The following is a 16,573-nucleotide window of genomic DNA, read 5'->3' as shown; positions in this document are numbered from 1 at the left end:
TTCCGGTGAGGGTATCACCGGAAGTATATGCCAGAGCGGCTTACGGTGTGCAGCTGCCTGCGGCTGGCCAGGCGCTCACGCCGTCCACGGCGACCGGTGCCGGCAGCGGGGCCTTGAAGCCGTTCTTCTCGCACGGCACCACCCAGAAGCGCTTGGCGGTCGCCGGGAAGCCGTAGGCGGCCACCTGGGCGGAGGCGGTGGCGCTGTACTTGATGCCCCACATATCGAAGAAGCTGCGCTGGTCGCGGCCCGTGATGAAGGAGGTGACGACCAGCATGCTGTCTTCGGCCGTAATGGACTGCACGGTGCTGCGGCTGGCGTAGCCGGCATCCGTGAAGCCCAGTTTCGCGCGCTCGCTGCTCCAGGCGGCGTCGCTGTCCAGTGCCTTGGCAAGCAGGCGGTCGTGCAGGTAGAGCAGGCGGTACAGGTCCCAGCCGTTGTCGCCGAAGGCGGTGCTGTTATCCATCGCGAGCTGCCAGTAGAACATCAGGCGGCCCCACAGCAGGTCGTCGTTGAACCACATATTGGTCTTGACGTGGTTGGCCGGGTCGGCCTGTTTCTGGGCTGCCTGCAGCAGGTCGAAGGTGGTCTTCTGCTGCAGGTCGCGGCCGTACTGCTTGGCCGCCGGATTGTCGCGGTTGTAGTGCAGCCATTTGTGGACCGGGAAGATGTTGTTCGATACTTCGGTCGACTGGCTGCCGTACATCTTCAGGCGGCCGCGCTGCAGGTTGTGGCCCACTTCGTGCGATTCGCCCCAGCCCAATGGCGAGAAGGCGCCATAGCTGTCGATCGGCTGGCCGGAGCACATATAGCCGCAGTTTGCGCGGTCGGCATTGAAGTGCTGCACGCCGCCCAGTCCGTGGATATCCCAGTTCGTGCAATCCCAGCCTTTGTTCTGGCAGAAGCTGGCGACGGCAGCCGGCAGGGCCAGGTCGCGGCCATTGAAGGCGGCCAGGTTGTAGATGTCTTTGTACAGGTAGGTGTCGAAGTCGCTGAGCAGCTTGCCGACGTTGTCGTTGTATTCGGTCAGGGTGTCGCGCATCTTCTCCGTGGTGGAGTGGACCTGGAATTCCGGCGTCATGATTTCAGACCAGCCGATCGTGCTGCTGCGTACCGCGCTGGCGAAAGTAGCGGCGCTTTCCGGCCCGGTGTAAGCCGCTTGCTGGCCGACGCTGCTGAACTGCAGCGCGACACCCAGGGGGGTATCGGTTCCCTGCATGCGCACGTAGATGATGCCGCCGGTCGGGCTGCTCAATTTGAGCGTCTGCCCCGGTTCGAGCGGGATCTCATTACTCCACAGGAATTGCGGGCGGTCATACTGCTTGTCGAAGATATGGGCGGAACCGTTGCGGATCTGGTTGACGAACACCGTGACCTTGGCGGCGCTGGTGTCGCTGCGCGTCACGCTGAAGGTCCTGCCGGGCAGTGCATAGGTGGCTGCGCTGGTGGTGAACGCTATCTTGCGCGTCGAGAAGCTGCGGCTTACCGTGCTGTCGGCGGTGCTGCCGGACAGCGAAGGGAAGCTGCTGCCTTGCAGGTTGCTGGCCGGCTGGATGTCGCGGCTGTTGGCCAGCGCGTGGTCGGCAAACAGCGCCCTCAGGAAGGTGTTGACTGGGGTGGTGCCCTTCGCCATCGGGTAGCTGGCGTGGCTGCGGAAGTAATCGCCCAGCAGCACCAGGTATTTCAACAGTTTCGGTGCATCCGCATCAAATGGGCGCTTGCCGGCGGTTTCCACCTTGGCGATCCAGGATTGCAATTGTTCCGCGCCCTGGAAGAAATCGGTGTTCAGCGCAGGCACTGCGGCGCAGCGGCGGTCGTCTTCGCAAGCGCCCAGGTCGAAGTTGTAATCCCCTGCCGCCAGGTGGTCGACCACGCGGCTGATCGACTGCATCGGCTTCAGCGCGCCCGGCTGGGCGGCGATCATGGCGTCCCTGTTGGCCCAGTTGGCGCTGTCCTTGTCGAAGTAGTTGCCGGCGTAAGGGAAGGCGGCCTGGCCCAGCAGGTCGGCGATTTGCGGCAAGCCGCCGTCGCCCCAGCTTCCGGTGTGCTGGTACAGCAGGGGTTTGCCGGCTGCCAGCGATTTGTTCAGGAAGGCCAGCAGGGCGGCATTGCCATCATTCAGGCTGGTGCCGCTACTGCCAACCAGCAGCAATTGGCTGTTCTGGGTGCAGGTGGCCAGTTGGTTGTCGTCGGCGCAGGTGGTCACGGTCCAGTTCGGGAACTGGGTCTTGAACCATGCCTTCAGGGCAGTTTGCTCGCCGGAGGAATAGCGCAGCAGGGTGATTTCGCGCGCGCCGCCGATGTCTTTCTGCTGGCCTGACAGAAGCCAGGACAGCAGTCGGCGCACCGGCGCCACCATGGCAGGGAAGTCGCCGCCGATCACATTGGCGCCAAAGGCGGCCACGCGGGCACCTTGTACTTTGCCGGCCATGGCCAGGCTTTCACCACCGCTGCCGACCACCAATGGATAAGTGCGTGCCGATTCGCGCGTGGTCTGCGGCACCAGCAACTGGCTGTTGGCGCCAGGCGCGTAGGCGATGGCTTCGCTGCCCCAGACCTGGGCCAGCAAGTCCGACTGTTCGGTTTCGCGCAGCGAGAATTCGGCCTTGATGGCTTTCAAGAGTTCGACGTTGTTGTCGTTCAGTTTGCTCACATCGCCGTTTGGCAGGGCGGCATCCAGCGACGATTTCGCATCCGGCGAGGTTTGGGCGGGTGGCGTGCCGGCGCTGGAATCGCCGGATTTGTTGTCGCCGCCACCGCCGCCGCAGGCGGTCAGCAGCAAGGCCAGAGCCATGGTCGCCAGCAGGGGCCGGCGTTGTTCAGACAGGTAAAAGGGCATGGTAAAAGTGGTGGAAAGGCAAGCTAGTTAAATTTGGCTGGCCAATTTACCATCAATTGCCATATGGAAACAAAAAGTATCTGCTTTCGACCTGCAAAAAAGCGGAAGCCATACAACACATTTTCGAAACTCATGCGAAAGAAGTGCTCGAACCCTGATCCATCTTATGGACGATTGGCCAACTCCTAAGGTAAAATCGCAGGTTGAGGGCGCAAAGGAGCGGTTTTGTTGCGCAATGCAGTGTCCGATTTCAACTGACTAAAGCCCACACCTATGAAAAAAATCTTCGCACTCCTCGCGCTGACCGCAGTTGCGCAGGCAGCCATCGCCGCGGACATCGTCGGCGACGCCAAGAAAGCAACAGGCAAGATCGAGATGTGCATCGGTTGCCATGCAATTCCAGGCTACAAAGCGACTTTCCCCGAAGTTTTCCAGGTGCCGATGATCGGCGGCCAATCTGCCAAATACATTGAAAACGCGCTCAAGGGCTACCAGAAGGGGGAGCGTAAGCACCCGACCATGAAGGGTATCGCTGTCAGCCTGACCGACCAGGACATCGCCGACATCGCCGCGTTCTACTCCCAGCAGAAATAAGGCCCTGAACCATGAAAAAACTGATTATTGCTCTGTTCTGCTCCGCAGTCTCGTTCAGCGCCCTGGCTGGCGGCAACATCGAAAATGGCAAGGCCCTGACGGAAAAATACAGCTGCTTCGCCTGCCACGGCAAGGACTACAACTCCCCGATCGACCCGAGCTATCCCAAGCTGGCTGGCCAGCACAAGGACTACCTGCAGCATGCGCTGACCGCCTACAAGCGCGGCGACGCACCGAACGGCCGCTCCAACGCGATCATGACCGGCCAGGTCAAGGCACTGACCAACAAGGACATCCAGGACATCGCCGCTTACCTGCATTCGCTGCCAGGTTCGCTGGTCCTGAAGCGCTGATCCAGCGCCGATTGGAGAGAAGCCCGCCCGATGTGCGGGCTTTTTTTATTGCCGCCGGCCCTGGGGCAAGGCCTCGCTTAAACCGCCGTTGCCGGCTTTCGTCACAGCCGCAATCCACGCCGCCGGGCCGCTGTTAAGCTTCCTCCACCTTATGGGGGAGACATGGCTTACAAACTGAATATCAATGGTGCGGCCAGGAGCGCCGAGGTCGAGGGCGATACGCCGCTGCTGTGGGTCTTGCGCGATACGCTGGGCCTGACCGGCACCAAGTACGGTTGCGGCGCCGGTATTTGCGGCGCCTGCACCGTGCACGTCGATGGTCAGGTGGTGCGCAGTTGCGTGATGCCGGTCAGCGCAGTGGGCAAGGGCAAGGTGCGGACCATCGAATCGCTGTCGCCGGACCGTTCGCACGCCTTGCAGCAGGCGTGGATTGCGGAGCAGGTGCCGCAGTGCGGCTACTGCCAGTCTGGCATGCTGATGGCGGCAGCCGCGCTGCTCAAATCCCATCCCAAGCCGAGCGACGCGCAGATCGAGGAAGCCATGACGAACCTGTGCCGCTGCGGCACGTATCCGCGTGTGCGGCGTGCGATCAGGCGCGCTGCCGGCATGCAAATGGAGCAGGTGGCATGAGCAATCGTCGCAATTTCCTGAAGGCGCTGGCGGCCGGCGGCCTGCTGGTGGCGGTCGGCCCGGTCGTTGCTGCTGCCGATGCGCCAGTTGCGGGCGCGGCGCCAGCGGCGGTTCCGCCCCCGCCGGGCTGGGTGCGCATTGCGCCGGACGGCAGCGTCACCATCCTCTCCAACACCAGCGAAATCGGGCAAGGCACCGGCACTGCCATCGCCCAGTTGCTGGCCGATGAAATGGACCTGGACTGGAAAACCGTGCGCATCGAAATGGCGCCGGTGGAAAAGCAGTTCATCAACGCCGGCTGGGGAGAATATGCCACTTATGGCAGCGGCGGCGTGGCGCGCCAGTTCCCGCAATTGCGCAAGGCTGGCGCCCAGGCGCGCGCGATGCTGGTAAGCGCAGCGGCGGCCGAATGGAAAGTCCCCGCGGCCGAATGCGACACGCAATCCGGTACGGTGCTGCACAAGCCCACCGGCCGCAAGCTGCCCTACGCGAAGCTGGTGCAACAGGCAGCGGTGCAGCCGGTACCGGCCGATCCGCCGCTGATGCCGAAGGAACGCTGGCGCCACATGGGCAAGGACGTGGCGCGCCTGGACCTGCCGGCCAAGACCGATGGCAGCGCGGTGTACGGCATCGACGTGAAAGTGCCCGGCATGCTGTACGCCGCGATCGTGCAATGCCCGCATTTCGGCGGCAAGCTGGCGGCAGTCGATCCGCAGCCGGCGCTGGCAAAGCGCGGCGTGAAAAAAGTCGTGCGCCTGCCGGATGCCGTGGCGGTTGTGGCCGACAGCTATTGGCGCGCGCAGCAAGCAGTCAATGCACTCAAGCCCCAATGGGACCTTGCCTCCGCCAGCAAGCATTCCAGCGCCCCTTACCGCGACATGCTGCATGAGGCCGTGCAGAAAGAGGGCGATCTCGTGGTGCCGCGCAACGGCAAGGCGGAAGACATCAGCGCAGCGCACGCAGCCGGCGTGGCCAAAGCCAGCACCTGGCTTGACCGCACTTACACTGTGCCGCTGCTGGCGCACGCCACGATGGAACCGATGAACGGCACCGCCAGCGTCAAGAATGGCAAGGCGGAGCTTTGGCTTCCCACGCAAGCGCAGGACACGGCCCGCACCTGCGTTGCCAAGGCACTGGGCATCGAGCCGGGCGCCGTCACGATCCACACTACGCTCTCCGGCGGCGGTTTCGGACGCCGCATCGAGGCCGATTTCGCGGTGCAGGCAGCCCTGGTTGCCAGGGAAGCCGGAGTGCCGGTCAAGCTGCTGTGGAGCCGCGAAGAAGACATGCGTCACGGCTACCATCGACCGGCAGCGGTATTGCGCCTGCGCGCAGGCTTTGACGCCGGCGGCGCCGTGACGGCCGTGCGCATGGACAGCGCGAGCGACACCTTGTTCAATTATTCGCGCTTCGGCGCGGACAAGGAGTACGCCAAGCCCTTCGACCGCAGCGCAGTCGGGGTCCTGTTCACCCGCTACTACGGCTTGCCGGGCTACGTCCACCGCACCAATACCGTCGAAGCTGGCGTGCCGCTGGGTTACTGGCGCTCGGTCGCGGCATCGCAGAACATTTTCGCCACCGAGTCCTTTGTGGACGAACTGGCTCTGCGCGCCGGGCAAGACCCGCTCGATTACCGGCGCAGCCTGGTGAAGCCCGGCAGCCGCGAGCGCGCCGTGCTGGACCAGCTGGAATCGCGTTCCGGCTGGCGTCGCGACCTGCCAGAGGGACGCCATCGCGGCATGGCCTTCACCTGGGCCAACGGCACCTACATCGGCCAGGTGGTCGAGCTGTCGGTCGACGCGGCATCTCGCGTCAAGCTGCACCGCGTTACCACGGTGCTCGATTGCGGCATTACGGTCAATCCGCGCAATGTGCGCGGGCAGATGGAAGGCGGCATCATCTTCGCCCTGAGCGCGGCCTTCTACGGCGAAATCACGGTCAAGGATGGTGCGGTGGAGCAGTCGAACTTCAGCGATTACAAACTGCTGTCGCTGGCCGAAGCCCCGGCCATCGAGGTCGCCATCATCGACAGCAACGAAGCGCCCGGCGGCGTCGGCGAGGAAGCGGTTGGCCCGCTGGCACCAGCCCTTGCCAATGCCTTGTTCGCCGCCACCGGCAAGCGCTTCACCGATTTGCCATTGATCAAAGCGGGGGTGCGGCTGCAATGATTGGATAGTTTCTGTGTGGCATCCATGGTCTATGCTGAAGTAAAGCTAGATGCATGGAGGAAACGAACATGGAAACTTCGACAATCTACGTCAGCCATTCATTGCCGCCGCGAGGCTTGCAGCGGCGAGTTGACAAGGCGCTGGGCCGGGTAGGGGGATTGCCGGCCAGTGTGCGCCAAGCCAGCCAGCATATGGTGGCGCTTGAACTGCGCGATGATGCGTTCTGCTGGCCGTGTGTGCTGCAGCGGGTCGGCAGCCGCGCCGCCCTGGCAGGGCTTGCGCTGCGGCTGGCGTCGGCATTTGGATCCAGTCATGCGATCGTCGCGCCGCGCGGCGGTCCCGGTGCCGGGGCTGCGTGGCAGGACTTTGCGGCCGACGCGACGCTGCCCGAAATGCTGGCGCACCTGGAAGTTTGCGCGGGCTCCTGCATCTACCTGTTGTCGGACGGCCATCTGGCTGCGACGCCGGATGCACGCCTGGCAGGCGGTTATTGCGTGTTCAGGAAGCCGGCATAAATATTTGCCACTTCGCGATTTTTGGATAGTTTCCCGGTAGAACTATTGGTCTATGATGGCCGTATCAAGAAATCGCGGAGGTGCCGACAGATGATGTACTTGCTTACTGCATTGCTGGCCGGTGTGGCAGTGCTGATGCTGTGCCTGATCGCCCGCTTGGGACGCAAATCGCAAGCTTTGCTGGCAGCCACGCTGCCATGGCTGATCAACGTTGGCCCGGCCCTGGCGGTGGGCTCCGACCACCTGATGCGCTCAGTGATTTTCGCGGCCGTCGCCAGCCCGCTGGTATTCGCTCTGATCTGGCACATGCCCATTGTCCGCGTGGACGAGGTGTGATGGCTTACCTGACTGCCTTCTGCCTGGCAGCCTTGGGGATCTGGCAATCGCGGACGGTCAGCCGAAAACGTGCTGTCCTGGGGCTGTTTGGAACGGCAGGGATCATGCTGGTGCTGGCCGCGATCGTGTGGCAGCTGACGCGAACCATGTCCGACGTGCGCTATGCGCTGCTGCTGGCTGCGGGCTATGGCTTGGCGGGCGCCGTGCGCCTGCTGCTCAAATCCGGCGTTTGACCGCTTCCACGTAGGCGGCGCCGTCCGGCGGCACGCCGCGGCGTTGGGAATTCCAGATCATCTCTCCCAGGCATTCCATGATTTCATGGTGCGCCGCGTGTTCGGTGCCAAGCTTGCGCGCCAGGCCTACGAAGGCCTCGCGAATGCCGCGCGGCTGGTCGATCGACAACTGCTCGGTGATCGACAGGTGCATCGACAGGTGCAGGAAGGGATTGGCCTCGCTGCCCTCCACCGAGTAGTCGCGCGCAATGGCGGCCTCCACGTCCTGCAACTGGTCGTGGTACTCGGGGTGCGCCATGATCCAGTCACGGGCGATCAGTTCGATCGGATCCATGATTTCGTTGGCGTTGGCTTTGCGGTAGACGTCGCAGAAGAAGCGGCGGACGTCGTGGGAAGACGGTGTAAACATAGCCCGGCATTATATAGACAAAAGGAGCAGCCCTCGCAGGCTGCCCCTTCTGTTATTCCTTTGTTACCAGTTCCGTCGGCGGCGGCGTCACCGCTGGTTGCTGCGGCTTGTCGCTGCTGCGCTGTCCACGCTGGCCATGTGGCTGGCGCAGGTAGCGCGAGGAATGGCGGCGGTCGCCATGCGCCGGCCAGGTCAGGAAGCGCGATAGCTCCTGCAAGGCGCGTTGGTAGACTTCGCGCTTGAATTCGATCACCACGTCCAGCGGAACCCAGTAATCATGCCAACGCCAGGCGTCGAACTCGGGATGGTCGGTCAGGCGCAGGTTTACGTCGTTGTCGCGCGCGCACATGCGCAACAAGAACCAGATCTGCTTCTGGCCACGGTAATGGCCGCGGATTTCCCGCTTGATGAAGTGGTCTGGCACCTCGTAACGCAACCAGTCGCGCGTGCGGCCGATAATCTTGACGTGCTCCGGACGCAGTCCGATTTCCTCTTCGAGCTCGCGATACATCGCTTGCTCCGGCGTTTCACCGTACTTGATCCCGCCCTGCGGGAACTGCCACGAGTGCTCGCGCACCCGCTTGCCCCACCAGACCTCGTTGTGCGAGTTCAGCAGGATGATGCCGACGTTGGGGCGAAACCCTTCACGATCGAGCATATTGCACCTCAAACTTTCTGTGGCCGAGGCGTCCTCTTATATTTTTGACTACAAATCCAACTGCAATAGCGCTCTTTGTATAAAGTTTGGACGCATCGGGCCAGCTAATCCTTTAAAATTAGGTTGATTATAACTCTCTCTTTTTAAAAAGAATTCACCGATATGCGTGCATCTCGTTTTTTTATTTCAACCCTCAAGGAAGCTCCATCTGACGCGGAAATCGTCAGCCACCAGTTGATGATGCGCGCGGGCATGATCAAACGCCTCGGTTCCGGCATTTATACCTATATGCCAATGGGCCTGAAAGTGATCCGAAAAGTCGAAGCAATCGTTCGCGAAGAAATGAATAATGCCGGTGCTATTGAGCTGCTGATGCCTTTGGTGCAGCCAGCCGAGCTGTGGCAGGAAACCGGCCGCTGGGACAAGATGGGCCCGGAACTGATGCGCGTGAAAGACCGCCATGGCCGCGAGTTCGCCATCCAGCCGACTTCCGAGGAAGTGATCACCGATGTGGTGCGTAGCGAGATTAAATCCTACCGCCAAATTCCGTTGAATTTTTACCACATCCAGACCAAGTTCCGCGATGAACGCCGCCCACGCTTCGGCCTGATGCGCGGCCGCGAGTTCACCATGAAGGATGCTTATTCCTTCGACCGCGACCTGGAAGGCATGCAGAAGTCGTACCAGATCATGTTCGACGCCTACACCCGCATCTTCACCCGCTTCGGCCTGAAGTTCCGCGCGGTGGCAGCCGACAATGGCGCCATCGGCGGCACCGGCTCGCATGAATTCCACGTGATCGCCTCCACCGGCGAAGACGCCCTGGTGTACTGCCCGACCTCCGACTACGCGGCCAATATGGAAGCGGCGGAAGCGGTCGCCACCGGCGCTCGCGCCGCCGCCGGCGCCGCCCTGGCCAAGACTTCGACCCCGAAAGCAGCCAAGTGCGAAGACGTGGCCAAGCTGCTGGGCATCGACCTGAAGCAGACCGTCAAGACCATCGCCCTGACCGCCGACAAGGAAGACGGCTCCAAGCAGCACTTCATGCTGCTGCTGCGCGGCGACCATGAACTGAACGAAATCAAGGCCAGCAAGGTACCGGGCCTGGCGCAGAACCGCTTCTCGACCGAAGCCGAAATCCTGGAAGTCTACGGCTGCAAGCCTGGCTACCTGGGCCCGATCGGCACCAAGGGTGCGGTGACCGTGGTGGCCGACCGCACCGTGGCGCTGATGGCCGACTTCGTGACCGGCGCCAATGAAGAGGATTACCACTTCACCGGCGCCAACTGGGGCCGCGACATGGCCGAACCAGCCCTGGTGGCCGACCTGCGCAACGTCGTGGAAGGCGATGCTTCGCCGGACGGCAAAGGCGTGCTGGCGATCGAGCGCGGCATCGAAGTGGGCCACGTTTTCCAGCTGGGCACCGCGTACTCCGAATCGATGCAGGCCACTTTCCTGGACGAGAACCAGAAACCGGCCCCGCTGCAAATGGGCTGCTACGGCATCGGCATCACCCGCATCCTGGGCGCCGCCATCGAGCAGAACTTCGACGACAAGGGCATCATCTGGCCGACCTCCCTGGCGCCGTTCGAACTGGTGCTGTGCCCGATGGGCATGGACCGCTCGGAGCTGGTAAAAGCCGAAACCGAAAAGCTGTACAACGCGGCACTGGAAGCCGGCATCGACGTCATCCTGGATGACCGCGGCCAGCGCCCAGGCGCCATGTTCGCCGACTGGGAACTGATCGGCGTGCCGCACCGCGTGGTGATCGGCGAGCGTGGCCTGAAGGAAGGCAACCTGGAATACCAGGGCCGCCGCGATACCGAAGCGACTGCCGTACCGGTGGCCGATGCCCTGGCCTTCATCAAGGGCAAAATCCAGAAGTGATCGCGATGGCAAGTCATTTGCCAAAGCAGGGACGTGACCGCCGCCGCTGGTGGGCGCGTCCGCTGCGCTGGTGGCATACGCTGGCCTTTGCCAGCGGCGTGCTGTGCGCGCCGTTCGGCTTTGCCGGCAACCAGAAAGAAGAGGCGCTGGCCGACAGCGTGCGGCTGGCGCTGTCCAACGCCATCATGGATGCCCGGCCGCCCAAGCCGGTCTTGCTCACGCCTACCGATCGTGCGCAGTACGACGCCTGGTATGGTGCCATGTCGGACCGCCTGAAGCGCAAGCTGCCGGACGAATTCACGCGCCGCGAATTCCTCGAAACCGCCTGGTACGAGGCGCGCCGCGCCGGCCTCGACCCGGGCCTGGTACTGGGACTGATCCAGGTTGAATCGGCCTACCGCAAATACGCGGTGTCGATTGTCGGCGCGCGCGGCTATATGCAGGTGATGCCGTTCTGGACCAATGTGATCGGCGACCGCGACCGCGCCAAGCTGTTCAATATGCAGACCAACCTGCGCTATGGCTGCTCGATCCTGCGCATGTATATAGACATGGAGCAGGGCAACCTCTACCTCGCCCTCGGTCGTTACAACGGCAGCCGCGGTCGGCCCGAATATCCGAACGCGGTGCTGGCGGCGTGGAATAAGTGGAAGCTTTGAAGTCCGCTGCCCAGGCTTTAGAATTAGCGATTTTTTAACGCTCGTTTTTTCGCCATGGATTCCTCGTCGCTGCAGTTACGTTTCAAACTTTGGGGAGCCTGTCTTGCCAGCTTTGTGCTGACCCTGGTTCTCCATCAGCTGATCCTGGACAAGACCGGGCTGAGCATCTTTTCCCTCCAGATGTATGCCTTGATACCGGTGGGCGCGGCCGTGGTCGGGTGTTGTGCGGTGTCGGGCTATGTGCTGTCGCCGCACCGGGTGCAGCGTTATGGCGACAGCATCGACTTTGCTTTCCTGATCCTGGTTTGCCTTGCCGTGCAATTCGCAGTCGAAATGAGCCCCTATCTGGCATGGATGTTCAGCCATGGCATGACGGCGCCGGACATCTCGCCAGGGAAGTACTTTGCACTGAAAATCACCCATGCGGAATATGCCTTTCCGGAGCGGCACAACCCGACCCGGAGCGAGACCCTGGCCAAGGTGGGCCAGTTCGGCTGGTTCCTGCTGCTGCCGCGTTTCGCTTTTCTGCTGGTGGTGGCGCGGCTTGCATGGGGCACGCACGCCCGAACCCAATCGACTTATGACTGAGGAATTATGCCTTCCATGAAATTAGCATTCACCCTGGCCAGCCTGGCCGTTGCACTCAACGCAGGGGCGGCTCCTGGCGAGCTGGTCAAGGGCAAGCTGGTGGGCGGCGGCGGCAATGACGATGTGTCCGTGACCATCCTCTCCGACCAGGGCAAGAAAATCGAGGCTTACTGCGTCGGCAAGTGCGGCGACTGGTTCGTTGAGGCTGGTGAAGGCGAGTCCGTCAAGCTGAACCCCAAGCTGAAAGGCAAGCCGGTTACCGCCACCATCGCGACCGAGCGCAATGCCGGCCGCATCGCGGGACCGGATGATGACGAGCGCTTCCAGTTCATCAAGAATATTTCGTTTGGCAAATAACCTAAAGTCTTAAAGTATTTAAAAATGTATTGATTTGTCGGAAATCTTTACATTTGTCTAATTCTGAACATTGGCCCTTACCCTAAATAACTGAAAGTAAAGATAATTTTCTTTTTGGCATGATTCCTGCTTGGAAATGTTGTAGTAGTTAAACATAACCATCAAGGGAGAAAGTAATTTTGGGTAATACCGTAATCAAGAAGCTGCTTGGCATCGTACTGGCAATTGGCGCTGTCGGCAGCGCATCCGCGGGGCCAGTGGCCCAGATGACCGGGGTCAAGCCAATGATCAGCGCTGGCGCGCCGCCGGATTCGCCGGAAGCGCGCGTTGATTCCAACGTCGCTTCGTCGCGCTTCTCGGGCGTGGTGAGCCTGGCCATCGAGAACGAGGGCCAGCTGTTCATCTGCTCGGGCACGCTGGTGGGCAAGCGCCAGGTGGTGACCGCCGGCCACTGCGTCGACTCCAACGACCATGGCGTCCTGATCGACCTGAACAAGCCGGGCAATTCTGTGCGCGTGGTCTTCAACGCTACCTCGTCTGGTCCGGGCTCCCAGGTCATCGCCGCCTCGAAGATTTCGATGCATGGCGACTACGCAGGCTTCGGTAATTGCCCAGCCGGCTATGGCCCCAACGACCAGTGCGTCAATGACGACGTGGCGGTGGTAACCCTGAGCCAGGACGCGCCGAAGGAAGCGAAAATCTACAAGATCGCGACCACCGAACTGCAGGCCGGCAGCCGTCTCATCATGGCAGGCTACGGTACGTCCGGCGACGGCATCAATGGCTACACGGTTTCCCCGCAGTTCCGCGTCAAGCGCAGTGGCGAAAACTATGCCGACGTCTTTGATGCGGACGACGAGCACGGCTACACCGGCCGCCGCGAGGTCTGGTACGGCGACTTCGATGGCGCTGGCAAGGACTTCTGGTGCCAGAACGCAGGCGTGTGCACGCCGGTCCTGCCGAACGACGTGGAAGCCAATATCGGCGGCGGCGATTCGGGCGGCCCATCGTTTGTGGAAATGTATGGCGAACTGATGCTGATCGCCACCAACACGTTCGGCGGCACGCCGCGCGGCCTGACCAAGGGCGCGTTCGGCAGCTACTTCGGCGGCATGCTGCTGCATAGCTACCTGGACTACATTGCCGACGCCACCGGCGGTACCGCGCAATTCGTTCCGGAGCCGGCATCGGTGGCGGTCTTCGGCCTGGGCCTGCTGGCGCTGGCCGGCGTTCGCCGCCGCAAGCAAGCGAAGTAAGTCTTACCGGGGCAGCAGCATTGCGCTGGCACTGACCATCGCGAACAGCAGCCCGCCCAGCGGCAGCAAGCCGTAATGCAGGAAGGGCGCCACCAGTTGCGTGGCGCCTGCAACGCAGGCAAAGGCCAGGAACATCAGCAGTCCCGCGCCTTTGCCGGCATCATCCCCGGCCGCATGCAGCGCGCCGCCCATGGTGGCGGATCCGCGCAGGCCCAGGCCGCCGCAGAACAGCGCCGCCAGCACGGCCAGTACCACCAGGCCGCGGTTGCCGGCCAAGCCGGCCAAGGCCATTCCCATCAAACCCGCGCCTGCCAGGAACTGCAGCAGTGTCCCGCTGCGCACCAGCCATTGCTGGCCAAGCCGCTTCACCATGCGCACCGCGGCCGAGGCGCCGATCATGAAGGCCAGCACGCCGCAAATCTGCAGGATGGCGAAGGCCTCGATCCCCAGCCCGAGGGCATGCGTGACCAGGACTGGCGCGCTGGCAACGTACATCAGCAGGGCGCCGAACATGACGGCGTAGCTCAAGGCGTAGCGCAGGTAAAGGCGGTTGCGCAGCAGCGGGGCGTAGCCGCGCCGGGGAGGCGCTGCGGCGGGGGCGGCATGCGGCGCGCGGCCGACGATGCGCGCCACCATTGGCAACAGCAGCAGCGACATGGCGGCGATCAGCCAGAACGTGGTGCGCCAGTCGGCATACAGCACGATCGCGGCGCCGGCCACCGGGCCCAGTGCGGGAATGGTGGATTCGGCGATGGCGACCATGGCCAGCGCCTTCACCGCATCGGCTTCGTTGAAGCGGCGCCGTATCAGCGCCGGGACGGCGACGGTGGCCGCGCCGGCCCCCAGTCCCTGCAGCAGGCGGCCCGCCAGCATCCAGTCGATTCCCGGCGCCATGGCGCACACCAGGCTGCCGCCGCCAAGCAGGGCGGTGCCTGCCATGATGGTGCGGCGGTCGCCGAAATGGTCGGCCGCCCAGCCCCATGCAAGCTGCGACAGGGCCAGTGCCGCCATGAACAAGGCCATGGTCGCCTGCGCGGCGGGGATGGATGCGCCCAGCTCCGCTGCCATGACCGGGATCGCAGGCAGGTACAAGTCCGAGGCCAGCAGGCCCAGTGCTGTCAGGCTGGCGAGGGGAATGGCAAGGCGGTGCAGTGCTTGCATGGCGGCTCGCTAATGTTCGACGTAGGTTGAACGCCAGATAAAGAGAGGCAGCAGCGCTGCCCCGGCGATCACCATCAGGGCCGCGCTGCCGAAGGTGATGAGCGCGGCGTCTTCCACATTGCCCTTGGCGGTGAACTGGATGGCAGCAGCGGCCGCAGCATGGCTGGCAAACTGCAGCAGCGACAGGCCGGCGCGCGCATGCTGGCCGGCTGCTTTCAGGGCGCCGGCAGCCAGCGGCATCGCGCACGCCGAGAAACCGCCGCACAGCACCACCCAGCAGCCGAGTAGGAGGTAGAAGGGATCGGCCTCGCTTTCCGGTGCGCGCCATACGATGATGACGGCGGCGGAGAAGATCATCGCAGCGATGCCGCCAGTGACCTGTTGCCTGGTCGGCGAATCCGCTGTGCTGAACGACTGCATCAGCATGATCGAGGCGCCCAGCGCCTGCAGCAAGGCGATATGGCCCGCGCCCAGTCCCAGGTCCAGCGCGACCATGACTGGCAGGGTGGCGGCCCCGGCCATGATGGCACCGAAGCACAAGGCATGGCAGGCGGTATAGCGCAAATAAGTGAGGTTTCCCATCAACTCGCCGAACTGGAACTTGTCGCCCGCCTTGTTGTTGGCGGCCGGGGCGATGGCAAGCAGGACCAGCACCAGCAGGCAGGCTGCTGCCGCCAGCCAGAAGCCAAGGCGCCAGCTCGCCAGCAGCACCGACAGCGCCCCGATGGCCGGCGCCAGGATCGGGATCGCGCCGTTGACCAGCAGGCGCAGCCCGCGGCTCGAATGGCTTCGCATCAGCAGTGGCAGCAGTGCGGCCGGCGCACCGACGCCAAGGCCCTGCAGGATGCGCCCGGCCTGCAGTTCCCACGGTGCGTGCGCCAGTGCGCAGATGGCGCTGCCGGCAGCCAGCAGCAGGGCACCGGCCATCAGCACCGCGCGCTTGCCGAAGGCATTGGCAGCCCAGGCCGACAGCAGGTGGGCCGAAGCCAGGGCCGCCATATACACGGCCAGCAAGGACTGCGCGGCGGGAAGCGACAGGCCGAACTCCTTGCCGAGTGCCGGCAGCGCCGGCAGGAAAGCGTCAAACGCCAGCGGGCCAAGGGCGGCCAGGCTGGCGAGCGACAGGGTAAGGTGCAGGCGTGGATGCATAAATTAAAAAAAAGTCGGGGTCAGGTCTGGCAATCGGACATTTTGCGCAGCAAAATGTCCCGATGCGGCGCGCAATCGACGCGATGCTGAAGCAGCAGGAACCCTACCCTGCCTTCCTGANGCTGGCGAGCGACAGGGTAAGGTGCAGGCGTGGATGCATAAATTAAAAAAAAGTCGGGGTCAGGTCTGGCAATCGGACATTTTGCGCAGCAAAATGTCCGATTGCCAGACCTGACCCCGACTTCTTACCTCGAATGGCTGCAACAGCCAGAAGCAGCTTATTTCAGGTGGTCGGAAATCAGCTTGGTCATTTCAAACATGGAAACCTGGGCTTTGCCGCCAAAGACAGCTTTCAGCTTGTCGTCCGCATTGATCATGCGGCGGTTTGCGGCGTCCTGCAGGTTCAGTTTCTTGATGTAGTCCCAGACTTTCTTGGTCACTTCGGTGCGCGGCAGCGGTGCGGAACCGACTACGGCGGACAGTGCGCTCGATGGTGTCATCGCCTTCATGAAGGCTGCGTTAGGCTTACGTGCGGCTGGTGCTGCTGCTTTCTTTGCTGCTGGCTTGGCGGCTGCCTTTGCTGGAGCAGCTTTTTTTGCTGCTGGCTTGGCGGCGGCTTTCTTTGCTGCTGGTGCTGCTTTCTTGGCTGTTGCCATATTCGAGCCTCCTTAACAAACAAATGGATAATTGCGCAATACTATCGCACGGCTAATATTGGCGGGGGTTTGCAGCTTGTGCAAGTGTTTTTGTGGGTTTTTTAAGGGAAACAAGACTTAAACAC

Annotated in this window: 18 protein-coding genes; 12 read left to right on the top strand and 6 right to left on the bottom strand. The window is 62.7% G+C overall.

Features of this window, described 5'->3' with window-relative positions:
* Positions 1-40: 40 nt before the first annotated feature.
* Positions 41-2,839 (bottom strand): ImpA family metalloprotease, encoded by a 2,799-nt coding sequence (locus ASD58_RS09585; protein ID WP_057260885.1) that lies wholly within the window; start codon positions 2,837-2,839, stop codon positions 41-43.
* A gap of 273 nt (positions 2,840-3,112) precedes the next feature.
* On the opposite strand from ASD58_RS09585, the gene ASD58_RS09580 reads away from it, so the two are divergent.
* The 7 genes from ASD58_RS09580 (at position 3,113) to ASD58_RS09550 (ending at position 7,668) form a co-directional block, all read left to right on the top strand.
* Positions 3,113-3,433 (top strand): cytochrome c, encoded by a 321-nt coding sequence (locus ASD58_RS09580; protein ID WP_057260884.1) that lies wholly within the window; start codon positions 3,113-3,115, stop codon positions 3,431-3,433.
* Between the two features lie 11 nt (positions 3,434-3,444).
* Positions 3,445-3,786, top strand: a complete 342-nt coding sequence (locus ASD58_RS09575; RefSeq protein ID WP_057260883.1) for a cytochrome c — start codon at positions 3,445-3,447, stop codon at positions 3,784-3,786.
* A gap of 162 nt (positions 3,787-3,948) precedes the next feature.
* Positions 3,949-4,416 (top strand): (2Fe-2S)-binding protein, encoded by a 468-nt coding sequence (locus ASD58_RS09570; RefSeq protein ID WP_057260882.1) that lies wholly within the window; start codon positions 3,949-3,951, stop codon positions 4,414-4,416.
* On the top strand, positions 4,413-6,584 hold the full coding sequence (locus ASD58_RS09565) for a molybdopterin cofactor-binding domain-containing protein (protein ID WP_057260881.1): 2,172 nt from the start codon (positions 4,413-4,415) through the stop codon (positions 6,582-6,584). The genes ASD58_RS09570 and ASD58_RS09565 overlap by 4 nt, the downstream gene beginning before the upstream one ends.
* 68 nt (positions 6,585-6,652) lie before the next feature.
* Positions 6,653-7,099, top strand: a complete 447-nt coding sequence (locus tag ASD58_RS09560; RefSeq protein ID WP_057260880.1) for a hypothetical protein — start codon at positions 6,653-6,655, stop codon at positions 7,097-7,099.
* A gap of 90 nt (positions 7,100-7,189) precedes the next feature.
* Positions 7,190-7,435 carry a hypothetical protein gene (locus ASD58_RS09555; RefSeq protein WP_156401215.1) on the top strand — a complete coding sequence of 82 codons (246 nt, stop codon included), beginning with the start codon at positions 7,190-7,192 and terminating at the stop codon, positions 7,433-7,435.
* On the top strand, positions 7,435-7,668 hold the full coding sequence (locus ASD58_RS09550) for a hypothetical protein (protein ID WP_057260878.1): 234 nt from the start codon (positions 7,435-7,437) through the stop codon (positions 7,666-7,668). The genes ASD58_RS09555 and ASD58_RS09550 overlap by 1 nt, the downstream gene beginning before the upstream one ends.
* On the opposite strand, the gene ASD58_RS09545 is transcribed toward ASD58_RS09550, so the two are convergent.
* Positions 7,652-8,077, bottom strand: a complete 426-nt coding sequence (locus tag ASD58_RS09545) for a DUF1841 family protein (RefSeq protein WP_057260877.1) — start codon at positions 8,075-8,077, stop codon at positions 7,652-7,654. The genes ASD58_RS09550 and ASD58_RS09545 overlap by 17 nt on opposite strands.
* A gap of 52 nt (positions 8,078-8,129) precedes the next feature.
* The gene (locus ASD58_RS09540) at positions 8,130-8,735 is read right to left on the bottom strand and encodes an RNA pyrophosphohydrolase (protein WP_057260876.1); all 606 of its coding nucleotides are present in this window, start codon (positions 8,733-8,735) and stop codon (positions 8,130-8,132) included.
* Between the two features lie 162 nt (positions 8,736-8,897).
* On the opposite strand from ASD58_RS09540, the gene ASD58_RS09535 reads away from it, so the two are divergent.
* The 5 genes from ASD58_RS09535 (at position 8,898) to ASD58_RS09515 (ending at position 13,482) form a co-directional block, all read left to right on the top strand.
* Positions 8,898-10,622, top strand: a complete 1,725-nt coding sequence (locus tag ASD58_RS09535) for a proline--tRNA ligase (RefSeq protein ID WP_057260875.1) — start codon at positions 8,898-8,900, stop codon at positions 10,620-10,622.
* 5 nt (positions 10,623-10,627) lie between these two features.
* A complete protein-coding gene (locus ASD58_RS09530; RefSeq protein WP_082565322.1) occupies positions 10,628-11,281 on the top strand; it encodes a lytic transglycosylase domain-containing protein in 654 nt (217 codons plus the stop codon).
* A gap of 54 nt (positions 11,282-11,335) precedes the next feature.
* Entirely contained in the window at positions 11,336-11,869 is a 534-nt protein-coding gene (locus ASD58_RS09525) for a hypothetical protein (RefSeq protein WP_156401214.1), read from the top strand.
* Positions 11,870-11,884: 15 nt separating this feature from the next.
* Entirely contained in the window at positions 11,885-12,226 is a 342-nt protein-coding gene (locus ASD58_RS09520; RefSeq protein ID WP_156401213.1) for a hypothetical protein, read from the top strand.
* A gap of 179 nt (positions 12,227-12,405) precedes the next feature.
* Complete coding sequence (locus ASD58_RS09515; RefSeq protein ID WP_057260872.1) at positions 12,406-13,482, top strand: trypsin-like serine protease; 1,077 nt, start codon at positions 12,406-12,408, stop codon at positions 13,480-13,482.
* Positions 13,483-13,485: 3 nt separating this feature from the next.
* On the opposite strand, the gene ASD58_RS09510 is transcribed toward ASD58_RS09515, so the two are convergent.
* The 3 genes from ASD58_RS09510 to ASD58_RS09500 all read right to left on the bottom strand — a co-directional run bounded on the left by ASD58_RS09510 (position 13,486) and on the right by ASD58_RS09500 (position 16,448).
* On the bottom strand, positions 13,486-14,643 hold the full coding sequence (locus ASD58_RS09510; protein ID WP_057260871.1) for an MFS transporter: 1,158 nt from the start codon (positions 14,641-14,643) through the stop codon (positions 13,486-13,488).
* A gap of 9 nt (positions 14,644-14,652) precedes the next feature.
* Positions 14,653-15,792 (bottom strand): MFS transporter, encoded by a 1,140-nt coding sequence (locus ASD58_RS09505; RefSeq protein ID WP_057260870.1) that lies wholly within the window; start codon positions 15,790-15,792, stop codon positions 14,653-14,655.
* Positions 15,793-16,070: 278 nt separating this feature from the next.
* The gene (locus ASD58_RS09500; RefSeq protein ID WP_055929217.1) at positions 16,071-16,448 is read right to left on the bottom strand and encodes an SWIB/MDM2 domain-containing protein; all 378 of its coding nucleotides are present in this window, start codon (positions 16,446-16,448) and stop codon (positions 16,071-16,073) included.
* Between the last annotated feature and the right edge of the window lie 125 nt (positions 16,449-16,573).

Origin of the sequence: Duganella sp. Root1480D1, assembly GCF_001427305.1 — a bacterium.
In the GTDB taxonomy this organism is placed as follows: Bacteria; Pseudomonadota; Gammaproteobacteria; order Burkholderiales; family Burkholderiaceae_D; genus Rugamonas.
The sequence above is the reverse complement of the archived record's forward strand: the minus strand, read 5'-3'. Positions and strand labels throughout refer to the sequence as shown.